The sequence below is a fragment of the Mesorhizobium sp. CAU 1732 genome (assembly GCF_039888675.1).
GTDB lineage: Bacteria > Pseudomonadota > Alphaproteobacteria > Rhizobiales > Rhizobiaceae > Aerobium.
Genome location: NZ_JBDQQR010000003.1, coordinates 153,440 through 165,567 on the forward strand (window position 1 = coordinate 153,440; position 12,128 = coordinate 165,567).

The 12,128-nt window shown below is 62.8% G+C and carries 13 protein-coding genes; 7 read left to right on the forward strand and 6 right to left on the reverse strand.

Going from position 1 to position 12,128, the window contains the following annotated elements; all coding sequences use genetic code 11:
• Window positions 1-13 precede the first annotated feature (13 nt).
• Window positions 14-1,213: an MFS transporter gene (locus tag AAFN55_RS22410; RefSeq protein ID WP_347801206.1), complete on the reverse strand. Its 1,200-nt coding sequence runs from the start codon at window positions 1,211-1,213 to the stop codon at window positions 14-16.
• 131 nt (window positions 1,214-1,344) lie between these two features.
• Here AAFN55_RS22410 and AAFN55_RS22415 point away from each other — a divergent pair, with 131 nt between their 5' ends.
• The 3 genes from AAFN55_RS22415 (at window position 1,345) to AAFN55_RS22425 (ending at window position 3,667) form a co-directional block, all read left to right on the forward strand.
• Window positions 1,345-2,232 (forward strand): LysR family transcriptional regulator, encoded by an 888-nt coding sequence (locus tag AAFN55_RS22415; protein WP_347801207.1) that lies wholly within the window; start codon window positions 1,345-1,347, stop codon window positions 2,230-2,232.
• A 173-nt stretch (window positions 2,233-2,405) separates the two neighbouring features.
• Window positions 2,406-2,747, forward strand: a complete 342-nt coding sequence (locus AAFN55_RS22420) for a metalloregulator ArsR/SmtB family transcription factor (RefSeq protein ID WP_347801470.1) — start codon at window positions 2,406-2,408, stop codon at window positions 2,745-2,747.
• Window positions 2,744-3,667 (forward strand): SRPBCC family protein, encoded by a 924-nt coding sequence (locus tag AAFN55_RS22425; RefSeq protein WP_347801208.1) that lies wholly within the window; start codon window positions 2,744-2,746, stop codon window positions 3,665-3,667. Before AAFN55_RS22420 ends, AAFN55_RS22425 begins: the two co-directional genes overlap by 4 nt.
• A gap of 36 nt (window positions 3,668-3,703) precedes the next feature.
• Here the strand turns inward: AAFN55_RS22425 and AAFN55_RS22430 are convergent, their stop codons facing one another.
• Complete coding sequence (locus tag AAFN55_RS22430; protein WP_347801209.1) at window positions 3,704-4,675, reverse strand: helix-turn-helix domain-containing protein; 972 nt, start codon at window positions 4,673-4,675, stop codon at window positions 3,704-3,706.
• Window positions 4,676-4,805: 130 nt separating this feature from the next.
• On the opposite strand from AAFN55_RS22430, the gene AAFN55_RS22435 reads away from it, so the two are divergent.
• From AAFN55_RS22435 to AAFN55_RS22445, 3 genes are all read left to right on the forward strand, one after another.
• Entirely contained in the window at window positions 4,806-5,954 is a 1,149-nt protein-coding gene (locus tag AAFN55_RS22435; protein WP_347801210.1) for a DJ-1/PfpI family protein, read from the forward strand.
• Between the two features lie 137 nt (window positions 5,955-6,091).
• On the forward strand, window positions 6,092-6,535 hold the full coding sequence (locus AAFN55_RS22440; RefSeq protein WP_347801211.1) for an SRPBCC family protein: 444 nt from the start codon (window positions 6,092-6,094) through the stop codon (window positions 6,533-6,535).
• A gap of 139 nt (window positions 6,536-6,674) precedes the next feature.
• Complete coding sequence (locus AAFN55_RS22445; RefSeq protein ID WP_347801212.1) at window positions 6,675-7,301, forward strand: FMN-binding negative transcriptional regulator; 627 nt, start codon at window positions 6,675-6,677, stop codon at window positions 7,299-7,301.
• A gap of 39 nt (window positions 7,302-7,340) precedes the next feature.
• Here the strand turns inward: AAFN55_RS22445 and AAFN55_RS22450 are convergent, their stop codons facing one another.
• The 4 genes from AAFN55_RS22450 to cysP form a co-directional block, all read right to left on the reverse strand.
• Window positions 7,341-8,360, reverse strand: a complete 1,020-nt coding sequence (locus tag AAFN55_RS22450; RefSeq protein WP_347801213.1) for a sulfate/molybdate ABC transporter ATP-binding protein — start codon at window positions 8,358-8,360, stop codon at window positions 7,341-7,343.
• The gene (cysW, locus tag AAFN55_RS22455) at window positions 8,357-9,253 is read right to left on the reverse strand and encodes a sulfate ABC transporter permease subunit CysW (RefSeq protein ID WP_347801214.1); all 897 of its coding nucleotides are present in this window, start codon (window positions 9,251-9,253) and stop codon (window positions 8,357-8,359) included. Before cysW ends, AAFN55_RS22450 begins: the two co-directional genes overlap by 4 nt.
• Before the next feature lie 2 nt (window positions 9,254-9,255).
• Window positions 9,256-10,077, reverse strand: coding sequence for a sulfate ABC transporter permease subunit CysT (cysT, locus tag AAFN55_RS22460; RefSeq protein WP_347801215.1), 822 nt, complete (start codon window positions 10,075-10,077; stop codon window positions 9,256-9,258).
• A gap of 71 nt (window positions 10,078-10,148) precedes the next feature.
• Entirely contained in the window at window positions 10,149-11,135 is a 987-nt protein-coding gene (cysP, locus tag AAFN55_RS22465; RefSeq protein ID WP_347801216.1) for a thiosulfate ABC transporter substrate-binding protein CysP, read from the reverse strand.
• Window positions 11,136-11,468: 333 nt separating this feature from the next.
• Between cysP and AAFN55_RS22470 the strand changes: the two genes are divergently transcribed.
• A complete protein-coding gene (locus AAFN55_RS22470) occupies window positions 11,469-12,005 on the forward strand; it encodes a MarR family transcriptional regulator (protein ID WP_347801217.1) in 537 nt (178 codons plus the stop codon).
• Window positions 12,006-12,128: the final 123 nt, after the last annotated feature.

The window sequence follows — 12,128 nt, forward strand, 5'->3', positions numbered from 1 at the left end:
TTGGTTGGATGACTTATGGCTGTGAACAGTCAGACTTGAGCAGCCGCTGCCCAGTGCCGATGAGGCTGATTGCGAAGCCGGCGAGAACCACACTGCCGATGAAGGTCGCGATGATCGTCAGGCCGTCCAGAAGCAGCCCGCCAATGACCGCGCCCAGCAGGATCGAGGCCTGGATGGCCGCAACCATGAGGCTGCCGGCAGCCTCGGGCGCATCGGCCGCGTTCTGCGACATCCATGTCATCCAGATGACCGACATGGCAGTGTTCATCGCGCCCCAAAGAGCGAGGAACAGGCCGGCGGCGGCAACCGAACCGCCAAGAAGCAGAAGTCCCAGCGTGCAGCCGCCCATCAGTAGCGCCGGCAGCCGCAGCAGGGGTGCCACATCGCCGCTCACGAAACGACCCGCCGCCCAGGTGCCGACGAAACCGGCGCAGCCCAGTAAGAGCAGAAGGATCGACAGCGTCCCAACCCCCACGCCCGTCACCTGCTCCAGGAACGGGCGCAGATAGGTGAACATGGTGAAAGCGGAGCCCCAGGACAGCATCGCCGCGATCAACCCGCGCAGGAAGTAAGGGCGCTTGAGCAGATCGGTCATGGTCCTGAAGTCCTGGCGCCGGCTTGCGGGCAGTGACGGCAGCGCCACCATATGCCAGACCAGATTGCCGGCGACGATCGGCGTCAGTGCCCAAAACACCGCGCGCCAGCCGAACATATCGGCCAGATAGCTGCCTATCGGCGCAGCGAAGGCCGCCGCGATGGCCTGCCCGCCATACATCAGGGCGAGTGCACGAGGCACGTCACTCTCGGGAACCAGCCGCATGATGACGGCAGTGGCCAACGCCCAGAAGCCGCCGATGCAGATGCCCAGCAGCGCGCGGCCGATCATGAGCACCGCGAAATTCGGCGAGGTCGCCACAAGAACCAGTGACAGCAACATCAGGGCGGTCATCGCGACCAGCACCCATTTCCGGTTCAGCGTCCCGGCGGCCGTGGTGATGATCATGCTGGCCGCCATCGCAAAGAGGCCGCTGATCGAAATCGCCTGCCCCGTCTGTCCGGTGGTTGCGTTTAGCCCTTCTGCCATCGGCGTAAGCAGGCTGACCGGCATGAATTCCGAAGCGATCAGCATCGCCACGCAGAGCGTCATGGAAAGCACCGCCCCCCAGGCGGTGGATGGCTCGCTGCGTATGTTGGATGTGGTCGTGATGAGCATCCTCGGCCCCTGCTTGAACGTGCAGGGTCAAGGTAATCCTTGAGCCATCATGCGATTAGCCGTAGAAATCCGCATGAACTTATCGACACAGACGAACAATCAAGACACAGTGAGAGAGGCGAAGGGCCTTTATGGTCAAGACCGACCTTAACCAACTGACCTGGTTTCAAGCCGTTGCCGAGGAGCGCAGCTTCACCAAGGCGGCAGCGAAGCTCGGCGTGTCGCAATCAACGCTCAGCCATGCGATCAAGCAACTTGAGGAGCGTATGGGGATACGGTTGCTGACACGTACGACCCGCAATGTCGCGACGACCCTTGCAGGCGAAAGACTTCTCCAGACGATCGCACCACGTATCGGCGAAATCGAAGACGAAATTGCCGCCTTGATGGCTTTTCGCGAGAAGCCATCGGGCTCGATCAGGCTGACCCTGTCCGACCACGCACTGGAAAGCGTCGTATGGCCAAAGCTCAAGCCGGTGCTCGCCGCTTATCCCGATATTGGCGTCGAACTGATCCTGGACAGCATGTTCCGCAACATCGTCGAAGAGGGCTTCGACGCGGGCGTGCGGTTGGGGGAGAGCGTCGAAAAGGACATGATCGCGGTTCGAATTGGTCCGGACTGGCGTTTGGTGGCCGTGGCTTCTCCCGATTATTTTGCTGCGCATGGTGTGCCTGAGCACCCACAGAATCTGGTCCGGCACGTCTGCATCAACATGCGTCACGAGACCGCCGGGGGCCTATATGCCTGGGAATTCGAAAAGGATGGGCAGGCGTTGCGTGTCCGGGTAAACGGACAATTGACCTTCAACAACTCGTACGCGATGATCGATGCCGCGGTGAACGGCTACGGCATCGCCTATGTCCCAGAAAACATCGTCGAGCGGCACATCGCTGCGGGCCTGCTCGTGCAGGTCCTGGACGATTGGTCGCCCTTCTTCGATGGCTATTTCCTCTACTATCCGAGCCGCCGCCAGAATCTTCCCGCGTTCAAGGTGATCGTCGATGCGCTGCGGCATTGAAACCGAAGCGAGGGTTGATCGGCCCGCGTTCCATTTGATTGCACGGCGCGGCGCGCCGCTTCAGGACAGAACTATGAGCCGTTCTTGAACAGAATGCGCTTGTGAGCGATGCCCGGATGGCCATCCATACAGTTAGCCGTTGCGCTAAGTCTTGCGCCATGATACTTAGCCTTATGGATCAGTATACGGAAAACCTCGACGCCATCTTTCAGTCGCTGGCCGATCCCACGCGTCGCGCCGTCATCGCGCGCCTGGGCAAAGGGCCAGCGAGCGTTACCGACCTCGCGAAGCCGTTCGAGATGGCCCTGCCCTCATTCATGAAACACGTCCGGCAGCTCGAAGGCAGCGGCCTGATCCGCACACAAAAGCATGGGCGCGTGCGCACCTGCATCATCGAGGAGAACAAGTTCGCGATGGTCGACGCATGGCTCAAGGAGCAGCGCACCCTTTGGGAGGCCCGGCTCGACCGGTTGGATGCATTTGCGATGAAGACGATGAAGGAAAGCACGAAATGATATCGAAATCGGACCCTGAGCACACGCCTGCTGCACACGATCGTGCGGAAAGCCGCTTTGCGACGCTGACTTTCGAGCGGGAGGTGGCCGCGCCATTGTCGGCACTCTGGCAGGTCTGGACCGCTCCAGCCGCGCGGACGATCTGGTCCGCTCCCACACCCTCGGTCGTCGTGGAGTTTCTGGAGGCCGATACCAGGGTGGGTGGACGCGAAGTCTCGCTCTGCAAAAGCGAGGGCCAGCCGGATATCCGCTGCGAGTGTGGCTGGCTTGAGTTGCAGCCGGAGTTGCGCAGCGTGAACTACGAAGTGATCTCATCCGAGGGAGTGACGCAATCGGCGGCGCTGGTGACGGCCGATTTCTCCGGCACTGACGAGCGCAGCCGGCTGGTCGTGACGGTGCAGCTTTCCGCACAGGCCGAGAACATGGAGGCCGGCTATCGGCAGGGTTTCAATGCGGGATTGGACAATCTCGCAGGGGCGGCCAAACGAACGATGGTGCTGCAACGGGTGATACGGGCACCGCGATCCATCGTCTGGAATAGCTGGATGAACCCCGAGGCGCTGCCGCAATGGTGGGGGCCAGACGGGTTTTCGTGCCGGACCAAGCGGATCGACCTGCGAACGGGCGGCGAATGGGTGTTCGACATGATCGCACCTGACGGCACGGTGTTCCCGAACCACCACCTGTACACCGAGGTCAGGCCCGAGGAGAGAATCCGCTATACGCTGCTATGGGGAGAGAATGGACCGAAGCATGCCGACGCCTGGGCCTCGCTCGAGGCTCAGGACGGAGCGACGAAAGTCACGCTGGGCATGGTATTCAGCACGGCTGCCGAGTTCCAGGACGCGAAGGGCTTCGGTGCCGTGGAACTGGGCCTGCAAACGCTGGGGAAACTGGAGCATTTCATCACATCCCGCTGAAATGCTGCAGCTCCCGTCGGCTCGAAGAGGCCGGGCTCACAGCTCGGCATGCATGTCCCGAAACAGGCGCGGCGCGACGCCGAAGCAGCGCTCGAAGGCTTCCGCGAGGCGCGTTGGCGGGAACAGTCCCACCTGCGTCGCGACCGACTTCAGTGATAGTCCACGCGACAGAAGCATGCGCGCCGCATCGAGCCGGGCGGCCTCCACGAAGCGGGCCGGCGTCTCGCCGATCGCCGCCACGAATTTGCGATGGAAGGTTCGTTCCGACAGACCGGCACGTTCAGCGAGCGACGGCACGTCCAGCGGCGCGTCAAGGTTCGCCTGCATCCACCCGATCAGGTCGGCGAACGGGCTATCCCCCTTCACCTGCGCCTTGAGAACCGGGCTGAACTGGGATTGATAGCCCGGGCGCCGGGCGTAAAGCACCAGCCTTTTGGCGACCTCCCCGGCGATCGAGGCGTCGTGATCCTGCGCGACCATCGCCAGAGCCATGTCGATGCCGGTGGTCACTCCGGCCGATGTCCAGAGGCGGCCATCGACCACATAAAGCGCCTCGGGATCGACCGCGGCCTTGGGAAAAGTCTTCGCAAGAGGCTCACAGGAATCCCAGTGCGTCGCGACGCGGCGGCCATCGAACAGCCCGAGTCCGGCCAGGACAAAGCCGCCGGTGCAGATCGAGCCGAAGCGCTCCGCCTCCCCTGCGAGGCGCGGGAGGGCTTCAAGCAAGGCAGAATCCTCCGCCGCCCGCATGACGGGTTCGCGTTCTGCTCCCGCAACCAGCACCGTTCGGGCATCCACGGGTCGAAGGTCTGCGATCGGCCGTGTCTCCAGCGTGACCCCACTGCTGCTTTCGACGCTGCCGCCCTGGGCCGATGCGAGCAAGACCGTGTAGAATGCCGGCTTCCCGCGCTGGCTCAGAGCGCGATTGGCGCCGCTGAAAACCGATGCAGGCCCTGAGACGTCAAGCAGTTCGAAACCCGGATAGACGATGAAGGCGACGTGATGCATTGGCAGAAATTACCAGCTCTTTGTCATTTCTGCCAGGCGTCGCTTCCGATAGAGTCCAGATAGGCAAGCGCCGGAAAGACCAGCCGGCCAATTGAACCGTAAAGTCCGTCTCATCCAAGGAGACCCGGTGATGTCGAGATCATATTTCTTTTGGGGTGGGCTCGCTCTCATTGCGCTTTCTCTGGCTGGTTTCGGCGGCTGGGTGTTCAGCCTCCCGTCCGCGACGGCATCCGCCGAGGCGCCGCCGGTACCACAGGAAGAGGCGGACGCGATGCTCATCTCACTCAAGCCCGCGAAACGCGAGCGCCCGCTGGTGGCGGTAATCGGCATCAACGACGCCACAGAGACGACCGACTATCTGATGCCGACCGGCATTCTGCGCCGCGCCGACGTGGCCGACGTGACGCTGCTGGCGACCGGACCGGGACCGGTGCGGCTCTACCCCGCGCTCATTGTCGAACCTGACGCGACCATCGCGGCGTTCGATGCAGCGCACCCCGAAGGCGCGGACTATGTGATCGTGCCCGCCATGAGCCGTGACGACGATCCCGCAGTGATCGCCTGGCTGCATAGTCAAGCGGAGAAGGGCGCGACGATCCTCGGCATCTGTGCCGGCGCCAAGGTCGTCGCGGCGGCTGGCCTGCTCGACGGCAAGCGCGCGACGACGCACTGGTACTATCTCGATGAGATGCTGAAGCGCAGCCCGACTGTTCGATATGTCGCCGACCGGCGCATGGTCGCGGACGGGAGCGTGGTCACGACGACCGGAATCTCCGCCTCCATGCCCATGATGCTGACGCTGATCGAGGCGATCGCCGGACGCACCAGGGCTGAAGCAGTTGCGCGCGACCTAGGCATCGAAAGGTGGGATTCCCGGCACGCGAGTGGCGCGTTCCGGTTCACACGCCCCTTCGCGACGACGGTGCTCGCCAACAGAATGGCCTTCTGGAACCGGGAAGAGCTCGGCATCTCCCTCGAGCCGGGCATGGACGAGGTGTCGCTTGCATTGGTGGCCGATGCGTGGTCGCGGACCTATCGCTCGAATGTGGCGGTTTTTGCCGGGACGGACGCGGTGGAGAGCCGCAACGGCGTACGCCTTATTCCCGACCGTGTCGACGCCGGCATGCCCGAAGAGCGGCGCGTCTCGACCTTTCCCGACCGCAAGCCCGCCGACGCGCTTGATCTCACGCTCGACGCGATCGCGGTACGCTATGGTGAACGAACCACCGATATCGTCGCGATGCAGCTCGAATATCCGAGGTCGGGAGCGAACCGATGACCGTGTCAGCCGACGCCCTGTATTTTTCCGACTTGGTGTCGGGTTCCCGCAGTTCCGTTCGTCGTTACTATAGCAGGCGGCGAATGGCCGCCCGCGGAACCGAACTATCCAACCGAAACCGAACCAGGGAGAGACCCATGCCCAGCACGATCCGTCTTCACCGCGTCTTCGCCGCCAAGCCCGACAAGCTTTATCGCGCCTTCCTCGAACCTGATGCGGTAGCGAGCTGGCTTCCACCCTTTGGCTTCGTCTGTACCGTCCATGAGCTGGATGCGAAGGTCGGTGGCAAGCATCGGATGTCGTTCCGGAATTTCACCACGGGGCACAGCCATTCCTTTGGCGGCACCTACCTGGAACTCGTTCCGGGTGAACGGCTCGTCTATACCGACACATTCGACGACGCCAATTTGCCGGGTGAAATGAAGGTTACGGTCGAATTGAAGGCCGTGTCTGTCGGCACGGAAGTCAACATCAAGCAGGAAGGCGTGCCGGATGTGATCCCCGCCGAGGCCTGCTATCTCGGCTGGCAGGAATCCCTGCGCAAGCTCGCGAAACTCGTCGAGCCCGAGATCAACCAGTAGCGGCGTGCCACATCCAGGAGACTTCCGGGCTCTTCGCGACTCAATCCTGTTGCAAGGGCAGCTTTCCTCGCCGATGGTGGCGAGGCGGCTGCCGTACTGCAGCCGCCAGTTCGCCGGATGAGTTTGCAAGGACAAGACGATGTATGTGCCGCCAGCCTTTCGTGAAGACGACCCGGTGGAATTGCGCCGGATCATGCGCGAAGCGCGCCTGGCAACGCTCGTCACGATGACTGCCGACGGTCTCCTCGCGACGCCGTTGCCGCTGTTTCTTGAAGACGAAGGCGAGCATGGCGTGCTGTGCGGCCACCTCGCAAAAGCCAACCCGCAATGGAAAACACCTGCGGCAGGCGAGGCGCTCGTCATCTTTTCCGGCCCGGACGCCTATGTGACGCCGTCATGGTATGCGACGAAGCAGGAGCACGGCAAAGTGGTTCCGACATGGAACTACGTCGCTGTCCATGCCTATGGGCAGGCCGAGTTCTTCGAGGACGAGGATCGCCTGCTCGACATGGTCACCCGCCTCACCGACCTGCACGAGGGAAGCCGGGAAGCTCCGTGGGGGGTGACGGACGCACCCGAGATGTTCATCAAGTCGCAGCTCAAGGGCATCGTCGGATTGAGGATTCCCATCAGCCGTATCGAGGGCAAACGCAAGATGAGCCAGAACCGCCCCGCCGCCGATCGCGAGGGCGTGGCGGGTGGTTTGGCCGCAAGCGAACGGCCTTCCGACAGGCACGTCGCGCCACTCGTTGCTCGGCCAACTTGATGGCAATCGACCGGTAGTTACGCCCCTCAGCGCCCGCTGTCAGGCGATGGGAAATGCGTGGGCACGCACGACCGAGATGCGCCCCGCATCGTCCTTGCGGACAGACACTTCGGGCGCGACATCCAGTTCGACCATCGTTCCATCCTCAAGCCGCGCCAGCACGCGGCGGGCCTCCGGGCGGTCGATGACGCGCGCGACCGTGGCCGCGATATCGCCATTCTGATCCCACCGCAGATCAGCCGGCCTCACGAAAATTTCGGCCTTTCCATCGGGCAGATCCGCAACTGGCAGCGTTCCGCTTCCCAGCCTCGCCACGCCCTGATGGACATCGACTTCGAGCCGGTGCGCATCGCCCAGAAACCGGGTCACGAAGGGCGAGTTGGGCTGTCGGCAAACCTCCTCGGGCGTGCCTTCCTGCACGATCCGGCCCTGATCGAGGATCACGACGCGGTCGGCGAGATCGAGCGCCTCCTCCTGATCGTGGGTGACGAAGAGTGTCGTGATGCCGAGCTCGTCATGGATTTCGCGCAGCCAGCGCCGCAGATCACGCCGGACATTGGCGTCCAGCGCGCCGAACGGCTCGTCGAGCAACAACACCTTGGGATCGACGGCCAGCGCGCGCGCAAGCGCCACGCGCTGCCGCTGGCCACCGGAAATCTGGCTGGGGAAGCGATCGCCCAGCCCTTCCAGCCGCACAAGCGACAGCAAATCGGTGACGCGCGCGGCGATCTGGCCGCGATCGCGTCTGGTCTTAGAGACCTTCATGCCGAAGCCGATATTCTCGGCCACCGTCATGTGCGGAAACAGCGCGTAATGCTGGAACACGAAGCCGACGCCACGGTCGCGCACCGGAATATCGGTCGCGTCCTGATCACCGAAGAGAATGCGGCCGCCATCGGCATATTCGAGACCGGCCACCATGCGCAGGATCGTGGTCTTGCCGGAGCCGGACGGGCCGAGAAGTGCCACGAGCTGGCCGCTCTCGATCTCCAGCGACACGTTGCGCACCGCGCGGAACGTGTCGAACGTCTTCACGACATGGTCGAGCGTGATCTTCATGGCTTGGCTCCCTGTTCCAGCGGTGCCGCCCCGGCAAGCGCCGGCCGCCCTGCCCGCCCGGCGCCACGCCGTTCGAGGATGACCTTGGCGACGATCGTCACCAGAGCCAGTACGGTCAGGATCGACGCGGCGGCAAAGGCGCCCACCGTCTGATAGTCGTGATAGAGAAGTTCGATATGGAGCGGCAGGGTGTTCGTCTGTCCGCGAATGTTGCCCGATACGATGGACACCGCGCCGAACTCGCCCATGACGCGCGCATTGCACAACACCACGCCGTAAAGCAGCGCCCAGCGGATATTGGGCAGCGTGACGGAAAAGAAGGTGCGCCAGCCCGACGCGCCGAGCGACGTTGCGGCCTCCTCGAGATCGCGACCCTGTGCCTGCATCAGCGGGATGAGCTCGCGCGCGACGAACGGCGCGGTGACGAACATCGAAGCAAGCACGATGCCGGGCAAGGCGAAGAGAACCTTGACGTCCGCCGCCTGAAGCGCCGGGCCGAACAGGCCCTGCAGGCCGTAGACGAAGAGATAGGCGACGCCGGCGACGATCGGCGAAATCGAAAACGGTATCTCGATCACGATGATCAGGAAGCGCTTTCCCCAGAAGTCGAACTTGGTGACCGCCCACGCAGCCGCGACGCCGAACGCCGTGTTTAAAGGCACTGCGATCAGGGCTGTCGCCACCGTCAAAAATATCGCGTGACGCGTATCCGGGTGCCCGATCGTCGACGTGAACGTATCCACGCCGAGCGAAAAAGCCTGCGTGAAGATGACCACCAGCGGCGCGAGGACAAGGATGGCGCCGGTCACCAGCACGAAGCTGATCAGGGTTCGCCTGACAGCCGGTGAATCGCCGACGCGCGGCGGTTTCCTGCCGATGCGGTTCGTGCTCATCGTCAATTCCTCGCCGTGTAGCGCAGGGCGCGCGCCTGCAGCATGTTGGTCACGGCGAGCATGACGAAGGCGGTGATCAGCAGGACGGACGCGATCGCAGCCGCCGCCTGATAATCGTATTCCTCAAGCCGGATGAAGGCGAGCAAGGCCGTGATTTCGGTCTGGAAGGGTTGGTTGCCGGCGATGAAGATGATCGCGCCGAATTCACCGAGGCTGCGCGCGAAGGACAGCGAAATGCCCGCCAAAAGTGCCGGTGTCAGAAGCGGCAGGATCACGCGCAGGAATATGGTCCGGTCGGAACCGCCCAGCGATTGCGCGGCTTCCTCGAGCGCCGGATCGAGGTCTTCCAGCACGGGCTGAACCGTCCGCACGATGAATGGAAGGCTGGTGAACGCCATGGCGATCATGATGCCGAGCGGCGTGTAGGCGACGCGGATGCCTGCCTCGGCCAGCAGACCGCCGAACCAGCCATTGGGCGCGAACAGGGTCGTCAGCGCTATACCGGCGACGGCGGTCGGCAGCGCGAAAGGAAGATCGACGATCGCATCGACGAGGCGCTTGCCGGGAAAATTGTAGCGAACCAGCACCCACGCGAGCGCCAGCCCGAAGACGAGATTGAAGGCCGTCGCCGCGGCGGCGGCCAGTACGGTGACACGATAGCTCGCCACCGCGCGGGCGGACGACACGATGCGCCAATAGTCCTCAGGCCCGAGGCTTGCGGCCTTGAAGATCAACGCGCCGAGCGGCAGCGCCACGATCAGGGCCACGTAAAAGAGGGTGATACCGAGCGACAAGGGCAGGCCCGGCAGGACGCGGCGTCTCAATGGAACGGTCTTTCAATGCAGGAGAGCCGGCAGCCAGAGGGCCGCCGGCTCATCGTTAGGTGTGGTGAACCTTAGCGCTCGCCGTAGATCTGGTCGAGTAGCGCGCCGGACGCAAAATGCTCTTCCTGGATCTTGTCCCAGCCGCCGAACACGTCTTCGACCGTCACCAGGCGAACCTCCGGGAACTGATCCTTGAATTCAGCGGCCACGGCCTCGTCGTTCACCCGATTGCCGTTCTCGGCGAGGATCTTCTGGCCTTCCGGCGTGTAGAGGAAATCAAGGTAGGACTTCGCGAATTCACGCGATCCGCGCTTGTCGACAACCGTGTCGACGATCGCGACCGGGAATTCCGCCAGAAGGCTGGCCGGCGGCACGACGATGTCGAACTTATCCTCGCCGAACTCCTTGGCGATGCCGCGCGTTTCGGCTTCGAAGGTGATCAGCACATCGCCGATTTCACGCTCGACGAAGGTCGTCGTCGCGGCACGGCCGCCCGTGTCGAAGACGGGCACGTTGTCGAAGAGCTTGCCGACGAATTTGGCGACTTTCTCCGCGTCATCGTTGAACGCTTCCTTGGCGTAGGCAGTGGCCGCCAGATAGGTGTAGCGCGCATTGCCGGATGTCTTGGGATTGGGGAAGATCACCTTGACGTCGTCGCGAACGAGATCGCTCCAGTCCTTCACACCCTTCGGATTTCCCGCGCGCACGAGAAACGCCGGAAGCGAATAATAAGGCGACGCGTTGTTGGCGAATTCGCTCTGCCAGTCGGCCGAGACGAAGCCGCCCTTCACCAGCGCGTCGATGTCGGTCACCTGGTTGAACGTGACGACATCAGCCTCGAGACCTTCAAGGATGGCGCGTGCCTGTCGCGACGAGCCTGCATGCGACTGGTCGATCGACTTGCCGGGATGTGCGGCCACATACGCCTCGTTCACATTGACGAAGAGCTCGCGCGCAATGTCGTATGACGCGTTCAGGATTTTGTCGGGCTCCTGCGCATGAAGGGGTGAGGCAAGCAGCGTGACGATGGCGGCGCCAGCGAGAAGAAGGTGTCTCATGATGTCTCCGGAGGAAGCGATAGTCTCTGCATTCCAAGCTAGAGAGCTTTTGCATCCCGGTAGAGAGAAGAACATTCCGCTGTCACCCGATTTTCGGAACGTTAGACCCAAATACATCCAAGAGAAGGATTGTGAATCCACCCCCTGCGGGCATTTCAGGCCCATCCGACGACGTCTGATCTTCCGTGCGATCGCAGCCCTCGGCCGTGGCGTTCGACAGGAGCCCGCGCGATGACGTATAGGGGAATCGTATGCAAGCGGATTTTTCCAGCCGGATCGCCAGGGGAGCCGCGATGCTGACGCATCGAAATCTCAAGGTGAGAAGGAACGGCCATGGCGGGCGCGAAAGCTTCGAGACTGAACAAGAACTCGAGCCAGAACGGCGGGGAACGGGCCGCATCTGACGCCGATCCGATATCCACCAAAAGCCTGGGCGAGATCGGCCTGCAGCAATTTGCGCCCTACCTGATGAACCGCATCATGGGCCGCTACAACCACACGCTGCGCGACGAACTGTCCAGCGCGGGCCTCACCACGCCGAAGATGCGTGCGCTGGCGATCCTGTCGATCATGGATGGCCTGAAGATCAACGAACTGGCGGTCTACGCGGTCGTCGAACAGTCGACGCTCAGCCGCTCCCTCGACGCGCTCGAAACAGAGGGACTGATCCGGCGCGAAGCCCCGTCAGACGACAATCGGGTTCGCCACATCTTCATCACGGACCTAGGCCGGGGAACGTTCTCCGCTTTGTGGCCGACGATGTTCAGATCGTCGGAAGCCATGTTCACCGGCATCGACGTGGAGGAGCGCGAGCGCTTCGTCGGCACACTTCATAAGATCCTGCGCAACATCAGAAAACACGACATCTAGGCGAGTTTCCTCAGCTCTTCCCTTGACGCGGCCAGGCATATCCCAGAATATGCATTTGCATATTTATAGAGGTTCCTGCCGCCATCGCTCATGGTGACCGGACCCGCAGCGAGCCGGAGACGA

Coding starts and splice junctions, on each gene's coding strand:
- AAFN55_RS22410 (WP_347801206.1), bottom strand. CDS start 1,213: ATGCTCATCACGACCACATCCAACATACGCAGCGAGCCATCCACCGCC.
- AAFN55_RS22415 (WP_347801207.1), top strand. CDS start 1,345: ATGGTCAAGACCGACCTTAACCAACTGACCTGGTTTCAAGCCGTTGCC.
- AAFN55_RS22420 (WP_347801470.1), top strand. CDS start 2,406: ATGGATCAGTATACGGAAAACCTCGACGCCATCTTTCAGTCGCTGGCC.
- AAFN55_RS22425 (WP_347801208.1), top strand. CDS start 2,744: ATGATATCGAAATCGGACCCTGAGCACACGCCTGCTGCACACGATCGT.
- AAFN55_RS22430 (WP_347801209.1), bottom strand. CDS start 4,675: ATGCATCACGTCGCCTTCATCGTCTATCCGGGTTTCGAACTGCTTGAC.
- AAFN55_RS22435 (WP_347801210.1), top strand. CDS start 4,806: ATGTCGAGATCATATTTCTTTTGGGGTGGGCTCGCTCTCATTGCGCTT.
- AAFN55_RS22440 (WP_347801211.1), top strand. CDS start 6,092: ATGCCCAGCACGATCCGTCTTCACCGCGTCTTCGCCGCCAAGCCCGAC.
- AAFN55_RS22445 (WP_347801212.1), top strand. CDS start 6,675: ATGTATGTGCCGCCAGCCTTTCGTGAAGACGACCCGGTGGAATTGCGC.
- AAFN55_RS22450 (WP_347801213.1), bottom strand. CDS start 8,360: ATGAAGATCACGCTCGACCATGTCGTGAAGACGTTCGACACGTTCCGC.
- cysW (WP_347801214.1), bottom strand. CDS start 9,253: ATGAGCACGAACCGCATCGGCAGGAAACCGCCGCGCGTCGGCGATTCA.
- cysP (WP_347801216.1), bottom strand. CDS start 11,135: ATGAGACACCTTCTTCTCGCTGGCGCCGCCATCGTCACGCTGCTTGCC.
- AAFN55_RS22470 (WP_347801217.1), top strand. CDS start 11,469: ATGGCGGGCGCGAAAGCTTCGAGACTGAACAAGAACTCGAGCCAGAAC.